The sequence below is a fragment of the Pseudomonas trivialis genome, assembly GCF_001439805.1.
GTDB classification, from domain to species: Bacteria; Pseudomonadota; Gammaproteobacteria; order Pseudomonadales; family Pseudomonadaceae; genus Aquipseudomonas; species Aquipseudomonas trivialis.
The window spans coordinates 279,156-299,842 of the sequence record NZ_JYLK01000003.1; the positions used below are offsets into that span (position 1 = coordinate 279,156).

A 20,687-nucleotide genomic window follows, 5' to 3' on the forward strand; every position below is an offset into this window, starting at 1 on the left:
CCAATACTCCTTAAATCGCTAAATTCGGCTGTTCGACAGCTTCAACCCTGCACAACGCAGGTGGCCAGGTGCGCGGCGAGCGCATCAAAGGCAATGTTCTGTTGCTCGCCCTGGCCACGCAGGGGTTTGAAACCTATCACTTGCTGGGCCAACTCGTCATCGCCGAGGATCAGCGCATACAGCGCGCCGCTCTTGTCGGCCTTCTTGAACTGGCTCTTGAAGCTGCCGGCGCCGGCATTGATCTGCAGACGCAGGTTTGGCAGTTGGTCACGCACCTGTTCGCTCAAGGCCAGGGCTGCCAGTTCGGCAGCCTCGCCAAAGGCGCACAGGTACACGTCCACTTGCCGGGCGATTTCTTCCGGGACCTGCTCCAGGGTTTCCAGCAGCAGGATCAGACGCTCGATGCCCATGGCAAAGCCTACGCCGGTGGTGGGCTTGCCGCCCATCTGCTCGACCAGCCCGTCGTAACGACCGCCCGCGCACACGGTACCCTGGGCGCCAAGCTTGTCGGTGACCCACTCGAACACTGTCTTGCTGTAGTAATCAAGGCCGCGTACCAGTTTCGGGTTGATGACGTAGGGAATCCCGGCGGCATCCAGACGCGCCCTGAGGCCGTCGAAATGCACACGGGACTCGTCGTCCAGGTAGTCGGCCATTTTCGGCGCATCTACCAGCACGGCCTGGGTGTCGGCGTTCTTGGTATCCAGTACGCGCAACGGGTTGGTTTTCAGACGGCGCTGGCTGTCTTCATCCAGTTTATCCAAGTGGGCAGACAGGTACTCGACCAGGGCTTCGCGGTAGCGGCCCCGGGACTTACTGGTGCCCAGGCTGTTGAGTTCGAGCTTGACGGCGTCACGGATGCCCAACTGGCCCCACAGGCGCCAGGTCATCACGATCAGCTCGGCGTCGATGTCCGGGCCGTCAAGGTTGAACACCTCAAGACCAATCTGGTGGAACTGGCGATAACGGCCTTTCTGTGGACGCTCGTGACGGAACATCGGGCCGATGTACCACAACTTCTGCGGCTGACCGCCACCGGTGAGGCCGTGCTCGAGCACCGCACGCACACAGGCGGCAGTGCCTTCCGGACGCAGGGTCAGGGAGTCGCCGTTGCGGTCTTCGAAGGTGTACATCTCTTTTTCGACGATGTCGGTCACTTCACCGATGGAGCGTTTGAACAGCTCGGTGAACTCGACGATCGGCATGCGGATCTGTTTGTAACCGTAGTTATCCAGCAGGCGCGCGACCGTGCTTTCGAAGTAACGCCATAATGGCGTCTGCTCCGGCAGGATGTCGTTCATGCCACGAATGGCTTGCAGAGACTTGCTCACATCAAATCCTTAAATTCGTTCAATCAGCCGCGAGCGATCAGCGCTGCGTCAGCGGCGACCTTTTCGGCCGCTCTCTCGCGGATCAGCTTTTCCAACTGGTCCACCAGATTGTCATTCGTCAGTTTCTGCGACGGCTTGCCGTCGATGTAAATCAGGTTTGGCGTACCACCGGTAAGGCCGACGTGCGCCTCCTTGGCCTCGCCCGGCCCGTTGACCACGCAGCCGATCACTGCAACATCCAGCGGCACCAGCAGGTCTTCGAGGCGCAACTCCAGGTCGTTCATGGTTTTCACCACGTCGAAGTTCTGCCGCGAGCAGCTCGGGCAGGCAATGAAGTTGATGCCACGGGAACGCAAGCGCAGGGATTTGAGAATGTCGTAACCGACCTTCACTTCCTCTACGGGGTCTGCCGCCAGGGAGATGCGGATAGTGTCGCCGATCCCTTCGGCGAGCAGCATACCGAGACCCACCGCAGATTTCACTGTGCCTGAGCGCAGACCGCCCGCTTCCGTGATACCCAGGTGCAGCGGCTGCACGATTTCCCTGGCCAGCAGGCGGTAGGCTTCTACCGCCATGAACACGTCGGAAGCCTTTACGCTGACCTTGAAGTCCTGGAAATTCAGGCGTTCGAGGTGTTCAACGTGGCGCAGCGCCGACTCGACCAGCGCCGCCGGGGTAGGCTCGCCGTATTTCTTTTGCAGGTCTTTTTCCAGGGAGCCGGCGTTGACGCCGATGCGGATCGGAATGCCGCGATCACGGGCGGCATCCACCACCGCGCGCACGCGGTCTTCACGCCCGATGTTACCCGGATTGATGCGCAGGCAGTCCACCCCGAGCTCGGCCACGCGCAGCGCGATCTTGTAGTCGAAGTGAATGTCGGCAACCAGTGGCACCTTGACCAGCTGCTTGATGCGGCCGAAGGCTTCGGCAGCGTCCATGTCCGGCACGGAAACGCGCACGATGTCGACGCCGGCTGCTTCCAGACGGTTGATCTGGGCCACGGTGGCGGCCACATCATTGGTGTCGCTGTTGGTCATGCTCTGTACGGCAATGGGGGCATCGCCGCCCACGGGTACGGAGCCGACCCAGATCTTGCGCGATACGCGACGTTTGATTGGAGATTCGCCGTGCATGACTATTGTCCCAACTTGAGGCGAGCGGTCTCGCCACTGGTGAACGGCGCCACGTCCACAGGCTGGCCGTTGTAGACCACTTGCGCGCCACGGGCGTAGCCCAGACGCAGCGTCAGAGGAGGCTTGCCGCCCTGGTCAAGCGTGTCGCCCTTGCGCTTGAGGCCGCTGAACAGCACTTTGCCGTTGCCATCGGTGACTTGCGTCCAGCAGTCGGCGATGAAGGTAACCTGTACGTGCCCGTCACCGGCGATCAACGCAGGGGTCGTAGGGGCCGAAATAGCGGGAGCTGCTGGCGTAACCGGAGCCGTGGTCGCCGGGGCCTGGGCAGGAGCCGCCGGCGTGTGGACCTGGGCGGCGGGCGCAGCCGGAGTGGTCGGCGCAGTCACGGCAGCGGTTGCGCCCGGGGAGGTTTCCGGCGCTGGCTGCTCGGTGGCCGGCGGCGTTTCAGGTGCGGCCTGGCTTTGCACAACAGCCTGGTCTTCGGGCTCATCCAGCGGATGAATCTGGGTGGTGCCGTCGGCGCTTTCGACTTCGACGTGCTCCATGGCGTTACTGGTCATGTCCTTGGTGCGCTGGGCCGCCTGGTCCTGCCACCAGACGAAACCACCGCCGATCACCGCGATCAGCAGCAGCAGGCTGACAATCCGCAAGATCGTGTGGGAGACCCGAGTGGGCTCTTCGATACGGCCCAGGCCATGGACGTTGCTGCCCTGGGAGTCGGTGCCGGTGAACTGATCGAACTGCTGGACCAGCACGGTTTGATCGATGCCGAGCAACTTGGCATAAGCACGGATATAACCGCGTGCAAAGGTATGCCCCGGCAGCTTGTCGAACGCGCCGGCCTCGAGGTTGCCCAGGGACGTGGCCGTCAAATTGAGCTTGAGGGCCACTTCCGCCAGCGACCAGCCATTGCTTTCGCGGGCCTGACGCAAGGTGTCGCCTGGGTTTACGCGATTAGCTGCTACAACTTCCGGGTGCGCCGCTTTCATCATTGCTCCGACAGGTATTGCTGATATTCCGGCGTACCGGGATAGAGTCGTTCGAGTTGCTGGCCAAAACGTGCGGCCGTGTCGCGTTCTTCATGAACCGTCGCCAGGCGCACACCGAGCAATAGACTACGTGCATTTTGCCCGCTGAGCAGGCTAAAACGCTCGTAATAGTCACGTGCCGGCACATAATGCCTGTCTTCGTAGGACAACTCAGCCATTTCGAGCAATGCGCGAGGCTGGTGACCGTTCAGGTGCAGGGCTTTTTCCAGTTGCTGGCGCGCCAAATCGCGCTGCCCGAGGTGCATCGAGGTGACCCCAAGGTTCTCGAATACCCGAGAACGTTCTGGATACAGGGTATCGGTACTGGCTTGCTGGAAATAACGGGCGGCCTGGGCATAACGTTTCTGCTCGAACAGGAAGCTGCCGTAGTTGTTCAACAGCCGAGGATCGGCAGGCCGTACGGACAGCGCCTTGGTGAAATACCGGTCGGCCAGCTCAGGCTCGGCCTGGGCCTTGAACACCAACGCCAAAGCTGCATTGGCGTCGGCGTCATCGCTGTCCAACTCGAGGGCCTTTTTCAACGGCACCTTGGCCTGCTCGCTCATGCCTTGCTGCAGGTAACCCAGGCCCAACTGCACATACGCCACTCGCGCCTCGTCACGGCCTTTGTCTGTTTGCAAAGGGCTGTCATGGCCCGATGAAACACAACCGGCCGCAAGACCGGTAACCAGTAACAGCAGCGCAAGGCGCAAGGGCATAGAGATCCTCTCTCAGATTCGATTCACAGCGATTTGCGGCAGATCGTCAGCGGCGTTCAATTCACGCACGGCGATGTAACGTTCGCTGCGGCGGGTGCGGTCCATCACCTGCCCTACCAATTGGCCACAGGCGGCGTCGATGTCTTCACCACGGGTGGTGCGCACGGTGACGTTGTAGCCGGCCTGGTGCAGTTGATCCTGAAAACGGCGAATGGCGTTGTTGCTTGGCCGCTCGTAGCCGGAATGTGGAAACGGGTTGAACGGAATAAGGTTGATCTTGCACGGGGTGTTCTTGAGCAACTCGATCATCTCGACGGCGTGTTCGACCTTGTCGTTGATGTCCTTGAGCATGGTGTACTCAATGGTCAGCACGCGTTTCTCGCCCAGGGTCGCCATGTAACGCTGGCAGGATTCGAGCAGCATCTTAAGCGGATACTTCTTGTTGATTGGCACCAATTGGTTACGCAATGCGTCATTGGGTGCGTGCAGCGACAACGCCAGGGAGACGTCGATGTGCTTGGCCAGCTCATCGATCATCGGCACCACGCCGGAGGTCGACAGGGTCACACGGCGCTTGGAGATTCCGTAGCCCAGGTCGTCCATCATCAGGTGCATGGCCGCAATCACGTTATCGAAGTTCAGCAGCGGCTCACCCATGCCCATCATCACCACGTTGGTGATGGCACGGTCGACGGTTGCCGGGACGCTGCCAAAGGATTTATTGGCAATCCACACCTGGCCGATAACTTCGGCGGCGGTGAGGTTGCTGTTGAAGCCTTGCTTGCCGGTGGAGCAGAAACTGCAGTCCAGGGCACAGCCTGCCTGGGACGAAACGCACAAGGTGCCGCGCTTGCCCTGAGGGATGTAAACGGTCTCGACGCAGCTGCCGGACGCCACGCGCACCACCCACTTGCGGGTGCCGTCGCTGGAGATGTCCTCGCTGACCACTTCCGGACCACGAACCTCGGCAATGGCCTTGAGCTTGTCGCGCAGGGCCTTGCTGACGTTCGTCATGGCGTCGAAATCATCGACACCAAAGTGGTGAATCCATTTCATTACCTGACCGGCACGGAAGCGCTTCTCCCCGATTGAGTCGAAGAATTTCTCCATTTCCGGCTGAGTCAGACCCAGCAGGTTGGTTTTAACAGTCGATGTCGTCATGGATTCACCCTCACTCTTTAAGCCGATGCTTAGCGAGCGGTTACTTCAGTAGCAGCGAAAAAGTACGAAATTTCGCGAGCAGCAGCGGCTTCGGAGTCCGAACCGTGTACGGCGTTGGCGTCGATGGACTCAGCGAAATCAGCACGGATGGTGCCGGCAGCCGCTTCTTTAGGGTTGGTGGCGCCCATCAGCTCACGGTTCAGCGCGATGGCGTTTTCGCCTTCCAGCACCTGAACAACAACAGGACCGGAGATCATGAAAGCAACCAGGTCACCGAAGAAACCACGGGCGCTGTGCTCAGCGTAGAAGCCTTCAGCTTCGGCCTTGGACAGTTGCTTGAGTTTCGAGGCTACAACCTTCAGGCCGGCTTTTTCGAAACGAGTGGTGATCTCGCCGATGACGTTTTTTGCAACAGCGTCAGGCTTGATGATGGAGAAAGTACGTTGAACAGCCATGGTGTAACTCCAGAAACGGTAATTTACGAAAAATTAAACCCGCGAATTATACGCGGGTTATCAGGTATTGCCTAACTGCGTAAAAGGCGACTCAGTCTGCTTCTTCGATCCACAGGCCTTGAATCGCCTCGAGAACCTTTTCGCCACCCCGGTCCGGGATGTCGTCAAAATCCGGCAGCTCCATTACGAGGTTGCGCAGCTTGACGAAGTTCACCGTAAGAGGATTGACCTCAGGATGGGCTTCAGCAAGTTGTATAGCGATTTCTTGTACATCAACCCATTTCAGGCTCATGACATTTCCTTGAATCAATGCGGCGCTTCGGCTGCATGGTTGAGGGAATATTTCGGAATCTCGACAGTGATGTCCTCAGTCCCGACCTTCGCCTGGCAGCTCAGGCGCGAATGCGATTCCAGGCCCCAGGCACGGTCGAGAAAGTCCTCTTCCAGCTCGTCTGCTTCTTCCAGGGAATTGAACCCTTCGCGGATGATGCAGTGGCAGGTAGTGCAGGCGCAGACACCGCCACAGGCGCTTTCGATCTCGATGTGGTTGTCATGGGCAACGTCGAGGATGGACTTGCCGGTCTCAGCCTCAACAACCATACCGTCCGGGCAATGCTCGGCGTGTGGCAGAAAAATGACCTGCGGCATTAATTATTCCTCGAGTTCATTCAGGTTGCGGCCCGCCAGGGCGGCTTTTACCGACTGGTCCATACGGCGGGCGGCGAAAGCATCGGTCACTTGCGACAGACGTTTGGTCTGCTGCTCGATGGCATAACCATCGGTGCCTTTCATCAGTTCGGCCAGTTCCTGCATCTGCAGATCGATGACCATGCGCTCTTCGGCATCCAGCAGGCGCTCGCCGTCAGCTTCCAGGGCGCCCTGCACCGCTTCGAGCAGGCGCTGCGCGTCGACTTGTTGCTCGCGCAGTACGCGAGCGACCTTGTCGTCACCGGCGTATTGGAACGAGTCCTTGAGCATTTTGGCAATTTCGCCGTCGGTGAGGCCGTAGGACGGCTTGACCTGAATGCTGGCTTCAACGCCCGAACCGAGCTCACGCGCAGCCACGCTGAGCAAACCATCGGCGTCTACCTGGAAGGTCACGCGAATTTTCGCTGCACCGGCGACCATCGCTGGAATGCCGCGCAACTCGAAGCGCGCCAGTGAGCGGCAGTCGCTGATCAGTTCGCGCTCGCCTTGCAGCACATGAATCATCATGGCCGTCTGGCCGTCTTTGTACGTGGTGAAGTCCTGGGCGCGGGCGACGGGGATGGTGGTGTTGCGCGGAATCACCTTCTCCATCAGACCGCCCATGGTTTCCAGCCCAAGGGACAATGGAATCACGTCGAGCAACAGCAACTCGCCACCCTCGCGTTTGTTACCGGCCAGGGTATCGGCCTGGATTGCCGCGCCGATGGCAACCACTTGATCCGGGTCGATTTCGGTGAGGGGCTGACGGCCAAATGCTTCGGCCACTGCATCACGCACGCGGGGCACGCGAGTCGAACCGCCGACCATGACCACCGCCACCACCTCTTCCAGCTCGATGCCGGAATCGCGCACCGCGCGGCGGCAGGCCTTGAGGCTACGCGCGACCATCGGCTCGATCAGCGCATCGAAGGCTTGGCGGGTCAGTTGGGCCGACCAGTTGCCGTAGGACACTTCAACAGAGGCAGCCTCCGTCAGCGCTTCCTTGGCTGCACAGGCAGTTTGCAGCAGGTTACGCTGCGCGCCCGGGTCCAGGTCGGCGGACAAGCCGGCGCTGGTGATAATCCAGCCAGCGATGGCGTGGTCGAAGTCATCACCGCCCAGGGCGCTGTCGCCACCGGTGGCGAGCACTTCAAACACACCGCCGGTCAGGCGCAGAATCGAGATATCGAAGGTGCCGCCGCCCAGGTCGTAGATCGCGACCAGGCCTTCGGCGTGCTGATCGAGGCCATACGCCACCGCGGCTGCGGTTGGCTCGTTGAGCAGGCGCAGCACGTTGAGGCCGGCGAGTTTCGCCGCGTCCTTGGTGGCCTGGCGCTGCGCGTCATCGAAATACGCCGGCACGGTAATCACCGCGCCGACCAGTTCGCCGCCCAAGGTGGTTTCCGCGCGCTGGCGCAGCACCTTGAGAATATCGGCGGACACTTCCACCGGGCTTTTCGGCCCCTGCACGGTGTCGATGAACGGCATATGGGATTCGCCGCCGACAAAGCGGTACGGCAGTTGCTCACCCAGTTGCTTGACGTCAGACAGGCCACGGCCCATCAGGCGCTTGACCGACAGCACGGTATTCAACGGATCGGTGGAGGCTGCCAGTTTGGCCGACTCGCCCACTTCGGTACGGTCTGCGTGATAACGCACAGCGGACGGCAGGATCACCTTGCCATCGGCGTCGGGCAACGGCTCGGACAGGCCGCTGCGCAGGGCGGCGACCAGGGAATTGGTGGTGCCCAGGTCAATCCCGACCGCCAGGCGACGCTGGTGCGGTTGAGGGCTTTGGCCGGGTTCGGCGATTTGCAGTAGAGCCATGGTAATCAGGTCTTATCTGTCTATCAGGCGTGCATCACGGGCAGCACACTGGGTTAATCGTCGAGGCGCTCTTCAAGCTGGCGCACTTCGTAGGTGAGCTTGTCGAGGAACTGCATGCGCCGCATCAGGCGTTCGGCCTGTTCACGTTGCGCTGCATCATCCCAACAGGCTGCGAAGCTTTCGTTGAGCTCTTCCTGGGCCGTTTTCAGCCGACGCTTGAAGACCGCGACACCCGCCACATCGGCTTCGTCCTGCAGATCTTCGAGTTCTTCGCGCCACTGCATCTGCTGCATCAGGAAGTCCGGGTCGTGCACCGTGACTTCAAGGGGCAGCTCGCCACCGTTCATCGCGAGCAGGTAGCGCGCGCGTTTCGCAGGGCTCTTGAGCGTCTGATAGGCTTCGTTGAGGCTGGCCGATTGCTCCAGCGCCTGGCGTTGCTCGCGCTCGGAAGCGTCAGCAAAGCGGTCCGGATGCACCCCACGCGCCAATTCTCGGTAGCGCGTGGCAAGCTGCTCAAGGTTCAGCCGAAAGCTCGGCTGCAGCTCGAATAAAGCGAAATGACAAGGAGTGCCCACAAATAGCCTCAGATGTTGAAGCTTTCGCCGCAGCCACATTCACCGCGTACGTTGGGGTTGTTGAACTTGAAGCCTTCGTTCAACCCTTCCTTGACGAAATCGAGTTCGGTGCCGTCCAGGTAGGTCAGGCTCTTGGGGTCGATGATCACTTTCTCGCCGTGACTTTCGAACACCTGGTCTTCCGCAACCACCTCGTCGACAAACTCCAGCACGTAGGCAAGGCCGGAACAGCCCGTGGTGCGAACACCCAGACGAATCCCCTCACCTTTACCGCGCCCATTCAGGGAGCGGCGAATATGCTGCGCTGCCGCTTCTGTCATGCTGATAGCCATCGTTGACTCCTTACTCGTCGCCAAATGCTTAGATCAAGCCTTTCTTCTGCTTGTAGTCGCGAACGGCCGCCTTGATGGCGTCCTCGGCGAGTACGGAGCAGTGGATTTTCACCGGCGGCAGGGCCAGTTCTTCGGCCAGTTGGGTGTTGCTGATGGTGACAGCCTCATCCAGGGTCTTGCCTTTCATCCATTCGGTCGCCAGGGAGCTGGAGGCAATGGCTGAACCGCAGCCGTAGGTCTTGAACTTGGCGTCTTCGATAACGCCAGCGTCGTTGACCTTGATCTGCAGGCGCATCACATCGCCGCACGCCGGAGCGCCGACCATGCCGGTGCCCACATCAGGGTCTTCCGCGTTCATCTTGCCGACGTTGCGCGGGTTTTCGTAGTGGTCGATGACCTTTTCGCTGTAAGCCATGGTACTCAATCCTCACTCATCAGGGCCGCTCTGGAACCCTGTAGAAACGCCTGCGTTTCCGCCATGTTCCTACAGAGCCTGGGTGGCGGCTTCTATAATTTAGTGTGCCGCCCACTCGATCTTGGAGATGTCGACACCGTCTTTGAACATGTCCCACAGCGGCGACAGAACGCGCAGCTTGTTGACCGCCTCGCACACTTTCTGTGCGGCGTAGTCGACCTGCTCTTCGGTGGTGAAGCGGCCGAAGGTAAAGCGGATCGAGCTGTGTGCCAGTTCGTCATTGCGGCCCAGGGCGCGCAGTACGTACGAAGGCTCAAGGGAGGCCGAGGTGCAGGCCGAACCGGACGACACCGCCAGGTCCTTGAGCGCCATGATCAGCGACTCGCCTTCGACGTAGTTGAAGCTCAGGTTCAGGTTGTGCGGTACGCGGGCAGTCATGCTGCCGTTGACGTACAGCTCTTCAAGGTGCTCGACCTGCTTGTAGAAGCGATCGCTGAGGGCCTTGATACGAATATTTTCGGCAGCCATGTCTTCCTTGGCTACGCGGAAGGCTTCACCCATGCCAACGATCTGGTGGGTAGCCAGGGTGCCCGAACGCATGCCGCGCTCGTGACCACCGCCGTGCATGGCCGCTTCGATACGCACGCGAGGCTTGCGGCTTACATAGAGAGCGCCGATGCCTTTAGGGCCGTAGGTCTTGTGGGCCGAGAACGCCATCAGGTCGACTTTCAGCTTGGACAGGTCGATATCGACCTTGCCGGTGGACTGAGCAGCGTCGACATGCAGCAATACACCCTTGGAGCGCGTCAGCTCGCCGATGGCGGCGATGTCGTTGATGGTGCCGATTTCGTTGTTCACGTGGATCACGGAAACCAGGATGGTGTCTTCACGCATCGCGGCTTCGATCATGGCCGGGGTGACGATACCGTCGGTGGTTGGCTCAAGGTAAGTCACCTCAAACCCTTCACGCTCCAGTTGGCGCATGGTGTCGAGGACAGCCTTGTGCTCAATTTTGGTGGTGATCAGGTGCTTGCCCTTGGTCGCGTAAAAATGCGCCGCGCCCTTGATCGCCAGGTTATCGGACTCGGTGGCACCGGAGGTCCAGACGATCTCACGCGGGTCTGCGCCCACCAGGTCGGCGACCTGGCGACGAGCGTTCTCGACCGCTTCCTCGGCTTTCCAGCCGAATACGTGGGAGCGGGAGGCCGGGTTGCCGAAGTTTCCGTCAACCAGCAGGCATTCACTCATCTTTTGCGCAACACGCGGGTCAACCGGGGTGGTCGCCGAGTAATCAAGGTAAATTGGCAATTTCATGGACTTTCTCCTAAATCAGGCTGGCTGGCGTGCCGTTAGCTCTTCGGCTGTCACTCGACGGCGGACGCTTCAATCTTGTCCAGACGCGGCGCCCTGGTGTTGCAACGGCGCTGGTCCTGACGCTGGGCTACTTCTTGCACCTCACGGCGAGTCACAAGATCAGCCAAGCTGATACCACTCAAAAACTCATGGATCTGCAGGCTCAAGTCACACCACAGGTGGTGAGTCAGGCAGGTGTCGCCGGCGTGGCAATCACCCAGGCCCTGGCACTTGGTGGCATCGACGGATTCGTTGACCGCATCGATCACCTGGGCCACCTGGATGCCCTGCATCTCGCGGGACAACTGATAGCCGCCACCCGGACCGCGAACGCTGGAGACCAGATTGCTGCGGCGCAATTTGGCGAACAGCTGCTCGAGGTAAGACAGCGAAATGCCTTGGCGCTCGGAGATATCGGCCAGGGACACCGGGCCAGTTTGCGCGTGCAAGGCCAAGTCAAGCATGGCGGTTACCGCGTATCGGCCTTTTGTAGTCAGTCTCATGGACAAGTACCAAGGTGTTTCAGAATGGGAGCAAGTATGCGATTCCCGAGTATTTAAGTCAACTATAAGACCCAGTACTTTAGTCAGGATTACCCGTAAAAAAGGCGCGCAAATCATAGCAGGATGGGGTGGGGACGAACAGCGGGAACGGGGACGACGCTCAAACCCAGGACCAATGAAGGTCAAATGTGGGAAGCGGCTTGCTCCCGATTGCAATGGGCCTGTCACTGAATTAGACGACTGACATACCGCTATCGGGAGCAAGCCCCCTCCCACAGGGGATTGGTGGCGACTGGCAGCAATCAGCTTGCTTTGGTAGCGGCTTCGTCCTTGATCTCGGCGAAGTCTTCTTCACGCAGCTCAGGCAAATCCTTGGCGCAATAACTGCTGCCCAGCTCCTTGAGCGCGCCGCACATGCCGTCCAGCTTGCCATCAACCGCCTGCAGGTGGTCGAGCAACTGGCCGATGGCGCGCGCCACGGGGTCGGGCATGTCCTCGCTGACGCCGTAGGCATCGAAGCCGATCTTCTCGGCCATGGCCTTACGCTTGGCTTCCTGCTCGTCGCCGACTTCCGGCTTGACGATGATGCGACCGGGAATACCCACCACCGTTGCGCCGGCCGGCACCGCCTTGGTCACCACGGCGTTGGAACCCACTTTGGCGCCAGCCCCCACCGTGAACGGGCCGAGCACCTTGGCGCCCGCCCCCACCACCACGCCATTTTCCAGGGTCGGGTGGCGCTTGCCTTTGTTCCAACTGGTGCCGCCCAGGGTCACGCCCTGGTACAGCGTCACATCGTCGCCGATTTCAGCGGTCTCACCGATCACAATGCCCATGCCGTGATCGATGAAAAAACGACGCCCGACCTTGGCGCCCGGGTGAATCTCGATCCCGGTCAGCCAGCGGCCGAAGTTCGACACCAGCCGTGCCAGCCACTTCCAGCCCATGCCCCAAAAGAAGCCGGACAGGCGGTGGATCCAGATCGCATGCATGCCCGGGTAGCAGGTCAGCACTTCAAAGGCATTGCGCGCCGCCGGATCACGGTGGAAAACGCTTTGGATGTCTTCTCGCAAACGCTCGAACATTGTTAATCCTTCCGCTTAAGCAGCTCGCCACGGGCCGCTTTCTGGGTTTCCGTGAGGATGCCACGCAATATGTTCATTTCCGCACGGCTCACCGAACTGCGCCCATACAGGCGACGCAGGCGCGCCATCAGGTGCCGTGGCTTTTCCGGATCGAGAAACTCGATGGCCACCAGAGTTTGCTCCAGGTGCTCATAGAAACGCTCCAGCTCGTCCATGGTGGCCAGCTCGCCACTTTTGGTCGATGCCACTTCATCCTTCTCGACCTTGCTCGGCTGACCTGCCGCCGCCAGCCAGGCCATGCGCACCTCGTAACTCAGCACCTGCACCGCCGCCCCGAGGTTCAGCGAGCTGAACTCAGGGTCGGATGGAATGTGCACATGGTAGTGACATCGCTGCAGTTCTTCATTGGTGAGGCCGGAGTCTTCACGACCAAACACCAGGGCGATTTCGGCGCCGTCGGCGGCTTCTTCGATCACCTTGGTGCCGCACTCACGCGGGTCCAGCAGCGGCCACGGGATGCGTCGGTCACGGGCACTGGTGCCGAGCACGAGATTGCAGCCCACCAGCGCATCTTCCAGGGTGGCGACGACCTGGGCGCTCGCGAGCAGGTCATTGGCGCCGGACGCACGGGCATCGGCCTCGTGGTGCGGGAATACCCGCGGCTCGACCAGCACCAGGCGCGTCAGCCCCATGTTCTTCATGGCCCGCGCCACCCCGCCGATATTGCCGGGGTGACTGGTATTGACGAGGACGACACGAATGTTTTGCAGCAAGGGAGGCGCTCTCGGACACGGGAAAGGGGAGCAAATCTTACAGAACAGCCTAAGGTTATGCCACGAAAGCTAACGCCGCTCTTCACCTGAAGAAAGTTTCTGCTAAACTGCCCGGCTTTCTTTAACAACCTTAGGTGACCTATCCATGCAGCCCATGCTGAATATCGCGCTGCGCGCCGCCCGCAGCGCCAGTGAATTGATCTTCCGCTCCATCGAGCGCCTGGATACCATCAAGGTCGACGAAAAAGACGCCAAGGATTACGTATCCGAGGTGGATCGCGCCGCCGAACAGAAAATCATCGACGCTCTGCGCAAGGCCTACCCTACCCACGGCATCCTCGGCGAAGAAACCGGCCTGCACAAAGGCAGCGGCGAAGGCGAAGACTACCTGTGGATCATCGACCCACTGGATGGCACCACCAACTTCCTGCGCGGCATCCCGCACTTTGCCGTGAGCATTGCCTGCAAATACCGTGGTCGCCTTGAGCACGCAGTGGTTCTCGACCCGGTTCGCCAGGAAGAATTCACCGCCAGCCGTGGCCGTGGCGCCCAGCTCAATGGTCGCCGCCTGCGCGTCAGTGGTCGCACCAGCCTGGACGGCGCCCTGCTGGGCACCGGCTTCCCGTTCCGTGACGACCAGATGGACAACCTGGAAAACTACCTGGGCATGTTCCGCGCCCTGGTCGGCCAGACCGCCGGCATCCGTCGCGCCGGCGCAGCGAGCCTGGACCTGGCTTACGTGGCCGCCGGTCGTTTTGATGCGTTCTGGGAGTCGGGCCTGTCCGAGTGGGACATGGCTGCGGGCGCCCTGTTGATTCAAGAGGCCGGCGGCCTGGTGAGCGACTTCACCGGCGGTCATGATTTCCTTGAGAAAGGCCATGTGGTTGCCGGCAACACCAAGTGCTTCAAGGCCGTGCTGACAGCAATCCAGCCGCACCTGCCGGCCTCGCTGAAGCGCTAAGCGAGCAGACAAAAAAAAGCACCCCACGGGGGTGCTTTTTTCATGCCTGGAATATGGCATGAACACACATTCCAACAACATCGGATGGCAAATGTGGGAGGGGGCTTGCTCCCGATTGCAGTGTGCCAGTCTATAAAGCCATCGACTGATCCACCGCTATCGGGAGCAAGCCCCCTCCCACATTTTTACTGCACAGGGCTTTGAATCGTCCCCTGGATTACTGCTGGTTCTGACCCAGGATCAGACGACCCTCTTTATCCACAGGAATCTGACCGCCTGGATCGCGATCCATGCGCACGGTGCCTTCCTTGCCATCCAGTGTGTAACGCACGTCATAGCCGACCACCTTGTCGCTGATGTCGTTGACAGTGTTACAACGTGTCTGGGTAGTGGTGTAGGTATCGCGGTTCTGCATGCCTTCCTGAACCTTGTTGCCGGCGTAACCGCCACCGACCGCACCGGCTACGGTGGCCAGCTTTTTGCCGTTACCGCCACCGACCTGGTTACCCAACAGACCACCGGCCAGCGCACCGACCACGGTACCGACGATCTGATGCTGATCCTGCACCGGCTTCTGCCGAGTCACCGCGACGTCCTTGCAGACCTCACGTGGCGTTTTAATCTGGGTTTTTACCGGCTGTGCCGCCAGTACTTGCGCATACTCAGGGCCGCTTTTTACCAGGCTGTAGGTGGCAACAGCGCCCCCGGCAGTCACACCGACAGCACCCAATACCGCACCAACCAGCAACGACTTGTTCACGTTGAACCTCCTGACCATCACAAGCGGACCGAAAGATCCGCGCTATACCCAGCCTTGGAGCAAAAAAAAAGGCACGAGTTCAATCCTCGTGCCTCTTTTGTAACAGCGTGTCAACAAACGCCCATCAAGGACGGTCGTCGACCTCCTTGCCAGTGCTGGCCGGAGGAATCAGGTCTTCGCTGTTGAGGTTCAGCCAGATCAGCACCACGTTGGCGATGTAGATCGACGAGTAGGTGCCCGCCAGAACGCCGATGAACAGCGCCAGGGAGAAGCCCCACAAGTTGTCGCCACCGAAGATCATCAGCGCGGCAATCGCCAGCAAGGTGGAGATCGACGTCGCCATGGTGCGCAGCAGCGTCTGGGTGGTAGAAATGTTGATGTTTTCGATCAACGACGCCTTGCGCAGCACGCGGAAGTTCTCACGAACACGGTCGAATACCACGATGGTGTCGTTGAGCGAGTAACCAATGATCGCCAGCACGGCCGCCAGCACGGTCAGGTCGAAGGTAATCTGGAAATACGCCAGGATACCCACGGTCACGATCACATCGTGGATCAGCGACACAATGGCGCCGACACCGAACTTCCACTGAAAGCGGAAAGCCAGGTAGATCATGATGCCGACCAGCGCCATCAGCATGCCGAGGCCGCCCTGGTCGCGCAGCTCTTCACCCACTTGCGGGCCCACGAACTCGACGCGCTTGACCGACGCCGGGTTGTCCCCGCCGACCTTCTGCAAGGCCTCGGCCACCTGGTGACCCAGTTGCGGGTCTTCGCCCGGCATGCGCACCAGCAAGTCGGTGGTGGCACCAAAGCTCTGCACCACGGCTTCGTGATAGCCGGCCTTGACCAGCTCGTTGCGCACCAGGGTGACGTCGGCCGGCTTCTCGTAGGTCAGCTCGATGAGCGTACCGCCGGTGAAGTCCAGACCGTAGTTCAGGCCCTTATGGAACCAGCTGAACAACGCCAGAACGGTAAGGAGCACGGTGACGCCGAACGCAACGTTGCGAACGCCCATGAAGTTGATTGTACGTAACATGGCAGCCCCTTAAATCCACAACTTCTTGAAGTCACGTCCGCCAAAGATCAGGTTGACCATTGCGCGGGTCACCATGATGGCCGTGAACATCGAGGTAAAGATACCCAGGGACATGGTCACCGCAAAACCTTTGACCGGGCCGGTGCCCATGGCAAAGAGAATCCCGCCGACCAGCAGAGTGGTCAGGTTGGAGTCGAGAATCGCGGTAAATGCCCGGCCGAAGCCTTCGTTGATTGCGCGCTGCACCGTCATGCCGGCGGCGATCTCTTCACGAATCCGCGAGAAAATCAGCACGTTGGCGTCCACCGCCATACCCATGGTGAGTACGATACCGGCGATACCCGGCAGGGTCAGCGTTGCACCCAGCAGCGACATCAGGGCCAGCAGCATCACCATGTTGCCCGCCAGGGCGACGGTGGCGATCACGCCGAAGAAGCGGTAGATGGCGATGATGAACAGCGACACGAACAGCATGCCCCACAAGGCCGCATCGACACCCTTGGTGATGTTGTCGGCACCCAGGCTCGGGCCAATGGTGCGCTCTTCAGCGAAGTACATCGGCGCCGCCAGGCCACCGGCACGCAGCAACAGCGCCAGCTCCGAGGATTCGCCCTGGCCGTTCAGGCCGGTGATGCGAAATTGAGCACCCAGCGGCGACTGGATGGTCGCCAGGCTGATGATCTTCTTCTCTTCCTTGAAGGTCTGCACCGGCACGTCTTTCTCGACGCCGTTGACCATCTGCTTGGTGTAGGTGGTCACCGGGCGTTGCTCGATGAAGATCACCGCCATGCTGCGACCGACGTTGCTGCGCGTGGCGCGGTTCATCAGGTCGCCGCCGTGGCCATCCAGGCGGATGTTCACTTCGGGAGTACCGTGCTGCGAGTCGAAACCGGCCTTGGCATCGGTGACCTGGTCACCGGTGATGATCAGGCCGCGCTCGATCAGCGCAGGAGGACGATTGCCTTCGCGGAACTCGAACTCTTCGGAGGTGGCGCGGGTAGCACCCGGCTCAGCCGCGAGACGGAACTCCAGGTTGGCGGTTTTACCCAGGATACGCTTGGCTTCAGCGGTGTCCTGCACGCCCGGCAATTCAACCACGATACGGTTGGCGCCCTGACGCTGCACGATCGGCTCGGCCACACCCAGCTCGTTGACACGGTTACGCACCGTGGTCAGGTTCTGCTTGATGGAGTATTCGCGGATTTCCGCGATCTTCGCCGGGCTCATCGCCAGACGCAGTACCGCCTGACCATTGAGGTCGGCCGGCACGATGTCGAAGTCATTGAAGTTCTTGCGAATCAGCGCACGGGCCTGTTCGCGGGACGCTTCATCAGAGAAGCCCAACTGGATGGCACCGTTGAGCTGCGGCAGGCTGCGATAACGCAACTTCTCTTTGCGCAGCAGGCTCTTCACGTCGCCTTCGTAAACTTTCAGGCGCGCGTCGAGGGCTTTGTCCATGTCGACTTCCAGCAGGAAGTGCACACCACCGGACAAGTCCAGACCCAGCTTCATCGGGTGCGCGCCAATGCTGCGCAGCCATTGTGGCGTGGTCTGTGCCAGGTTCAGCGCGACAACGTAGTCGTCACCCATGGCCTTGCGCACGACGTCCTTGGCCGGCAACTGGTCTTCGGATTTGGTCAGGCGCAGCAAGCCGCCCTTGGCACCCGCGGCCAATGTTGCCGCTTTAACCTGGATACCCGCGTCATTGAGTGCTTTGCTCGCGCGTTCCAGATCGGCCTGATTGACCTGCAGCGAAGTGCTGGCGCCCGTGATCTGGATCGCCGGGTCATCAGGATAGAGATTGGGAGCGGAATAAATAAAACCGATCGCCAGCACCGCCAGGATCAGTACGTATTTCCACAGAGGGTATTTGTTCAGCATCACGCCGCCCGCTTATAACGCGGGGCGCCTTGCGCGCCCCGTCGATTGGTAAAGGTTGTTGCTTAGATCGCTTTGAGCGTGCCTTTAGGCAGCGTGGCAGCGATGGCGCCCTTCTGGAACTTCATTTCCACGGTGTCGGAGACTTCCAGTACCACGAAAGCATCGGCAACCTTGGTGATCTTGCCGGCGATACCGCCCGTGGTCACCACTTCGTCGCCCTTTTGCAGGCTGCCCAGCAGGTTCTTCTGCTCTTTGGCGCGCTTGGCCTGTGGACGCCAGATCATCAGGTAGAAGATGACCAGGAAGCCGACCAGGAAAATCCACTCGAAACCACCGCCCATAGGGCCGGCAGCGGCAGGCGCAGCGGCGTCAGCCATGGCGTTAGAGATAAAAAAGCTCATTTAGCACTCCAGTTGCAAATAGTGAATCTTAGGGTCGGGAAAACTCAGTCCAAGGGCGGCACAGGGAGCCCGCGCTTGGCATAGAAGGCATCGACGAAGGCGGCCAATGTACCCTGTTGAATAGCCTCGCGCAAACCAGCCATCAGGACTTGGTAGTGACGCAAATTGTGGATGGTATTCAACATGCTACCCAGCATTTCCCCGCACTTGTCCAGATGATGCAGATAAGCACGGGAGAAGTTCTGGCAGGTGTAGCAGTCACAGGTGGGATCCAGCGGCGATTCATCATGGCGATGGAACGCGTTACGGATCTTCAGCACGCCTGTATCGATGAACAGATGCCCATTGCGGGCATTACGGGTTGGCATCACGCAATCGAACATGTCCACACCGCGGCGCACACCCTCTACGAGATCTTCCGGTTTGCCAACGCCCATAAGGTAACGAGGTTTTTCAGCAGGCATCAGGCCCGGCAGATAATCCAGCACCTTGATCATCTCGTGCTTGGGCTCGCCCACCGACAGACCGCCAATGGCCAGGCCGTCGAAGCCGATCTTGTCGAGGCCTTCGAGCGAGCGCTTGCGCAGGCTTTCGTGCATGCCGCCCTGGACGATGCCGAACAGCGCCGCAGTGTTGTCGCCGTGGGCGTTTTTCGAACGCTGGGCCCAACGCAGCGACAGCTCCATGGAAATCCGCGCCACGTCCTCATCGGCCGGGTACGGCGTGCACTCGTCGAAAATCATCACAATGTCCGAACCCAGGTCGCGTTGCACCTGCATCGACTCTTCCGGCCCCATGAACACCTTGGCGCCGTCGACCGGCGAGGCGAAGGTCACGCCCTCCTCCTTGATCTTGCGCATGGCGCCCAGGCTGAACACCTGGAAACCACCGGAATCGGTGAGGATCGGGCCCTGCCATTTCATGAAGTCATGCAGGTCGCCATGCTTCTTGATCACCTCGGTGCCGGGGCGCAGCCACAGGTGGAAGGTGTTGCCGAGGATGATCTCGGCGCCGGTGGCGACGATGTCGCGCGGCAGCATGCCCTTGACGGTGCCGTAGGTGCCGACCGGCATGAACGCCGGGGTCTCGACGGTGCCGCGCGGGAAGGTCAGGCGACCACGACGGGCCTTGCCGTCGGTGGCCAGCAGTTCAAACGACATACGACTCATGGTTGTTCCTCTGGGCCGCGTGGCGCCGGATTGCGGGTGATAAACATCGCATCACCGTAACTGAAAAAACGGTACTCGTTGGCGATGGCGGCCTGGTAGGCGGCCATGGTTTCGGGGTAACCGGCAAAGGCCGACACCAGCATCAACAGCGTGGATTCCGGCAAATGGAAGTTGGTGACCAGGCAATCGACCACATGGAACGGGCGGCCTGGGTAGATGAAAATATCGGTATCGCCGCTGAACGGCTTGAGCACGCCATCTCGCGCGGCACTCTCCAGGGAGCGCACGCTGGTGGTCCCCACGGCAACCACCCGCCCGCCGCGCGCCTTGCACGCCGCCACGGCATCCACCACGTCCTGGCTGACTTCCAGCCATTCGCTGTGCATATGATGATCTTCAATGTTATCCACACGCACCGGCTGAAACGTGCCGGCCCCCACGTGCAGGGTCACATAGGCGCTGTCGACGCCCTTGGCGGCAATCGCATCCAGCAGCGGCTGATCGAAATGCAGCCCGGCGGTAGGTGCGGCCACGGCGCCCAGACGCTGGGAGTAAACCGTCTGATAGCGCTCGCGGTCGGCGTCTTCGTCGGGACGGTCTATATAAGGAGGCAACGGCATATGGCCGACGCGCTCCAGCAGCGGCAACACCTCTTCGGCAAACTTGAGCTCGAACAACGCGTCATGGCGCGCCACCATCTCGGCTTCGCCACCGCCGTCGATCAGGATGCTCGAGCCCGGTTTCGGCGACTTGCTGGAACGCACATGGGCCAGCACGCGATGGCTGTCCAGCACCCGTTCCACCAGAATTTCCAGCTTGCCGCCGGACGCTTTCTGGCCAAAAAGCCGCGCCGGAATCACCCGGGTATTGTTGAACACCATCAAATCGCCCGGGCGCAAATGCTCAAGCAAATCAGTGAATTGACGGTGTGCGAGGGCACCGCTCACCCCGTCCAGGGTCAGCAGTCGACTGGCGCGACGCTCGGCCAATGGGTGGCGAGCGATCAGCGAATCAGGGAGCTCAAAAGTAAAGTCAGCAACGCGCATGATGGGGTTCGTCTAGCAGGGCCGGGAAGTCTAGCGGAATTAGTCAAAATTGA

At 60.4% G+C, this 20,687-nt stretch carries 22 protein-coding genes and 1 pseudogene; 1 reads left to right on the forward strand and 22 read right to left on the reverse strand.

Annotation, left to right across the window (positions count from 1 at the left end; all coding sequences use genetic code 11):
• Positions 1-41: 41 nt before the first annotated feature.
• From hisS to trmJ, 16 genes and pseudogenes are all read right to left on the reverse strand, one after another.
• Positions 42-1,331, reverse strand: a complete 1,290-nt coding sequence (gene hisS, locus TU79_RS06730; RefSeq protein WP_057007275.1) for a histidine--tRNA ligase — start codon at positions 1,329-1,331, stop codon at positions 42-44.
• A 23-nt stretch (positions 1,332-1,354) separates the two neighbouring features.
• Positions 1,355-2,464 (reverse strand): flavodoxin-dependent (E)-4-hydroxy-3-methylbut-2-enyl-diphosphate synthase, encoded by a 1,110-nt coding sequence (gene ispG, locus TU79_RS06735; protein ID WP_003238471.1) that lies wholly within the window; start codon positions 2,462-2,464, stop codon positions 1,355-1,357.
• Positions 2,465-2,466: 2 nt separating this feature from the next.
• On the reverse strand, positions 2,467-3,453 hold the full coding sequence (locus TU79_RS06740; protein ID WP_057007276.1) for a RodZ domain-containing protein: 987 nt from the start codon (positions 3,451-3,453) through the stop codon (positions 2,467-2,469).
• On the reverse strand, positions 3,453-4,211 hold the full coding sequence (gene pilW / locus TU79_RS06745) for a type IV pilus biogenesis/stability protein PilW (RefSeq protein ID WP_057007277.1): 759 nt from the start codon (positions 4,209-4,211) through the stop codon (positions 3,453-3,455). The genes TU79_RS06740 and pilW overlap by 1 nt, the downstream gene beginning before the upstream one ends.
• Before the next feature lie 25 nt (positions 4,212-4,236).
• A pseudogene (gene rlmN / locus TU79_RS06750) lies at positions 4,237-5,372 on the reverse strand (dual-specificity RNA methyltransferase RlmN); the annotation flags it as partial.
• A 29-nt stretch (positions 5,373-5,401) separates the two neighbouring features.
• The gene (gene ndk, locus TU79_RS06755; RefSeq protein WP_003175956.1) at positions 5,402-5,827 is read right to left on the reverse strand and encodes a nucleoside-diphosphate kinase; all 426 of its coding nucleotides are present in this window, start codon (positions 5,825-5,827) and stop codon (positions 5,402-5,404) included.
• A 91-nt stretch (positions 5,828-5,918) separates the two neighbouring features.
• Entirely contained in the window at positions 5,919-6,119 is a 201-nt protein-coding gene (gene iscX / locus TU79_RS06760) for a Fe-S cluster assembly protein IscX (protein WP_003238461.1), read from the reverse strand.
• 14 nt (positions 6,120-6,133) lie between these two features.
• Positions 6,134-6,475: an ISC system 2Fe-2S type ferredoxin gene (gene fdx / locus TU79_RS06765; protein WP_057007278.1), complete on the reverse strand. Its 342-nt coding sequence runs from the start codon at positions 6,473-6,475 to the stop codon at positions 6,134-6,136.
• A 3-nt stretch (positions 6,476-6,478) separates the two neighbouring features.
• A complete protein-coding gene (hscA, locus tag TU79_RS06770; RefSeq protein ID WP_057007279.1) occupies positions 6,479-8,341 on the reverse strand; it encodes a Fe-S protein assembly chaperone HscA in 1,863 nt (620 codons plus the stop codon).
• A gap of 53 nt (positions 8,342-8,394) precedes the next feature.
• The gene (gene hscB, locus TU79_RS06775) at positions 8,395-8,916 is read right to left on the reverse strand and encodes a co-chaperone HscB (protein WP_057007280.1); all 522 of its coding nucleotides are present in this window, start codon (positions 8,914-8,916) and stop codon (positions 8,395-8,397) included.
• Positions 8,917-8,924: 8 nt separating this feature from the next.
• The gene (gene iscA / locus TU79_RS06780; RefSeq protein WP_003175963.1) at positions 8,925-9,248 is read right to left on the reverse strand and encodes an iron-sulfur cluster assembly protein IscA; all 324 of its coding nucleotides are present in this window, start codon (positions 9,246-9,248) and stop codon (positions 8,925-8,927) included.
• A 28-nt stretch (positions 9,249-9,276) separates the two neighbouring features.
• Positions 9,277-9,663 (reverse strand): Fe-S cluster assembly scaffold IscU, encoded by a 387-nt coding sequence (gene iscU / locus TU79_RS06785; protein WP_003175965.1) that lies wholly within the window; start codon positions 9,661-9,663, stop codon positions 9,277-9,279.
• A 99-nt stretch (positions 9,664-9,762) separates the two neighbouring features.
• Positions 9,763-10,977: an IscS subfamily cysteine desulfurase gene (locus TU79_RS06790; RefSeq protein WP_057007281.1), complete on the reverse strand. Its 1,215-nt coding sequence runs from the start codon at positions 10,975-10,977 to the stop codon at positions 9,763-9,765.
• A gap of 50 nt (positions 10,978-11,027) precedes the next feature.
• Positions 11,028-11,519, reverse strand: coding sequence for a Fe-S cluster assembly transcriptional regulator IscR (gene iscR / locus TU79_RS06795; RefSeq protein ID WP_057007282.1), 492 nt, complete (start codon positions 11,517-11,519; stop codon positions 11,028-11,030).
• 302 nt (positions 11,520-11,821) lie between these two features.
• Positions 11,822-12,604 (reverse strand): serine O-acetyltransferase, encoded by a 783-nt coding sequence (gene cysE / locus TU79_RS06800; RefSeq protein ID WP_057007283.1) that lies wholly within the window; start codon positions 12,602-12,604, stop codon positions 11,822-11,824.
• 2 nt (positions 12,605-12,606) lie between these two features.
• Positions 12,607-13,377, reverse strand: coding sequence for a tRNA (cytosine(32)/uridine(32)-2'-O)-methyltransferase TrmJ (gene trmJ / locus TU79_RS06805; RefSeq protein WP_057007284.1), 771 nt, complete (start codon positions 13,375-13,377; stop codon positions 12,607-12,609).
• Positions 13,378-13,522: 145 nt separating this feature from the next.
• Here trmJ and suhB point away from each other — a divergent pair, with 145 nt between their 5' ends.
• Positions 13,523-14,338: a type III secretion system regulator SuhB gene (gene suhB, locus TU79_RS06810; RefSeq protein ID WP_003175971.1), complete on the forward strand. Its 816-nt coding sequence runs from the start codon at positions 13,523-13,525 to the stop codon at positions 14,336-14,338.
• A 217-nt stretch (positions 14,339-14,555) separates the two neighbouring features.
• Here the strand turns inward: suhB and TU79_RS06815 are convergent, their stop codons facing one another.
• From TU79_RS06815 to queA, 6 genes are all read right to left on the reverse strand, one after another.
• Entirely contained in the window at positions 14,556-15,098 is a 543-nt protein-coding gene (locus TU79_RS06815; protein ID WP_003238445.1) for a glycine zipper 2TM domain-containing protein, read from the reverse strand.
• 124 nt (positions 15,099-15,222) lie between these two features.
• Positions 15,223-16,137, reverse strand: a complete 915-nt coding sequence (secF, locus tag TU79_RS06820; RefSeq protein ID WP_057007285.1) for a protein translocase subunit SecF — start codon at positions 16,135-16,137, stop codon at positions 15,223-15,225.
• Between the two features lie 9 nt (positions 16,138-16,146).
• Positions 16,147-18,018, reverse strand: a complete 1,872-nt coding sequence (gene secD, locus TU79_RS06825) for a protein translocase subunit SecD (protein WP_003238441.1) — start codon at positions 18,016-18,018, stop codon at positions 16,147-16,149.
• A gap of 62 nt (positions 18,019-18,080) precedes the next feature.
• A complete protein-coding gene (gene yajC, locus TU79_RS06830) occupies positions 18,081-18,419 on the reverse strand; it encodes a preprotein translocase subunit YajC (RefSeq protein ID WP_003238439.1) in 339 nt (112 codons plus the stop codon).
• A 44-nt stretch (positions 18,420-18,463) separates the two neighbouring features.
• Positions 18,464-19,579 carry a tRNA guanosine(34) transglycosylase Tgt gene (gene tgt, locus TU79_RS06835; RefSeq protein ID WP_003238437.1) on the reverse strand — a complete coding sequence of 372 codons (1,116 nt, stop codon included), beginning with the start codon at positions 19,577-19,579 and terminating at the stop codon, positions 18,464-18,466.
• Positions 19,580-19,584: 5 nt separating this feature from the next.
• The gene (gene queA, locus TU79_RS06840; RefSeq protein WP_057007286.1) at positions 19,585-20,634 is read right to left on the reverse strand and encodes a tRNA preQ1(34) S-adenosylmethionine ribosyltransferase-isomerase QueA; all 1,050 of its coding nucleotides are present in this window, start codon (positions 20,632-20,634) and stop codon (positions 19,585-19,587) included.
• Between the last annotated feature and the right edge of the window lie 53 nt (positions 20,635-20,687).

Excerpts from the sequence above, each read along its gene's own strand:
- ispG (WP_003238471.1), bottom strand. The coding sequence starts at position 2,464 with ATGCACGGCGAATCTCCAATCAAACGTCGCGTATCGCGCAAGATCTGG.
- TU79_RS06740 (WP_057007276.1), bottom strand. The coding sequence starts at position 3,453 with ATGAAAGCGGCGCACCCGGAAGTTGTAGCAGCTAATCGCGTAAACCCA.
- pilW (WP_057007277.1), bottom strand. The coding sequence starts at position 4,211 with ATGCCCTTGCGCCTTGCGCTGCTGTTACTGGTTACCGGTCTTGCGGCC.
- ndk (WP_003175956.1), bottom strand. The coding sequence starts at position 5,827 with ATGGCTGTTCAACGTACTTTCTCCATCATCAAGCCTGACGCTGTTGCA.
- iscX (WP_003238461.1), bottom strand. The coding sequence starts at position 6,119 with ATGAGCCTGAAATGGGTTGATGTACAAGAAATCGCTATACAACTTGCT.
- fdx (WP_057007278.1), bottom strand. The coding sequence starts at position 6,475 with ATGCCGCAGGTCATTTTTCTGCCACACGCCGAGCATTGCCCGGACGGT.
- hscA (WP_057007279.1), bottom strand. The coding sequence starts at position 8,341 with ATGGCTCTACTGCAAATCGCCGAACCCGGCCAAAGCCCTCAACCGCAC.
- iscA (WP_003175963.1), bottom strand. The coding sequence starts at position 9,248 with ATGGCTATCAGCATGACAGAAGCGGCAGCGCAGCATATTCGCCGCTCC.
- iscU (WP_003175965.1), bottom strand. The coding sequence starts at position 9,663 with ATGGCTTACAGCGAAAAGGTCATCGACCACTACGAAAACCCGCGCAAC.
- TU79_RS06790 (WP_057007281.1), bottom strand. The coding sequence starts at position 10,977 with ATGAAATTGCCAATTTACCTTGATTACTCGGCGACCACCCCGGTTGAC.
- iscR (WP_057007282.1), bottom strand. The coding sequence starts at position 11,519 with ATGAGACTGACTACAAAAGGCCGATACGCGGTAACCGCCATGCTTGAC.
- cysE (WP_057007283.1), bottom strand. The coding sequence starts at position 12,604 with ATGTTCGAGCGTTTGCGAGAAGACATCCAAAGCGTTTTCCACCGTGAT.
- suhB (WP_003175971.1), top strand. The coding sequence starts at position 13,523 with ATGCAGCCCATGCTGAATATCGCGCTGCGCGCCGCCCGCAGCGCCAGT.
- secF (WP_057007285.1), bottom strand. The coding sequence starts at position 16,137 with ATGTTACGTACAATCAACTTCATGGGCGTTCGCAACGTTGCGTTCGGC.
- secD (WP_003238441.1), bottom strand. The coding sequence starts at position 18,018 with ATGCTGAACAAATACCCTCTGTGGAAATACGTACTGATCCTGGCGGTG.
- yajC (WP_003238439.1), bottom strand. The coding sequence starts at position 18,419 with ATGAGCTTTTTTATCTCTAACGCCATGGCTGACGCCGCTGCGCCTGCC.
- tgt (WP_003238437.1), bottom strand. The coding sequence starts at position 19,579 with ATGTCGTTTGAACTGCTGGCCACCGACGGCAAGGCCCGTCGTGGTCGC.
- queA (WP_057007286.1), bottom strand. The coding sequence starts at position 20,634 with ATGCGCGTTGCTGACTTTACTTTTGAGCTCCCTGATTCGCTGATCGCT.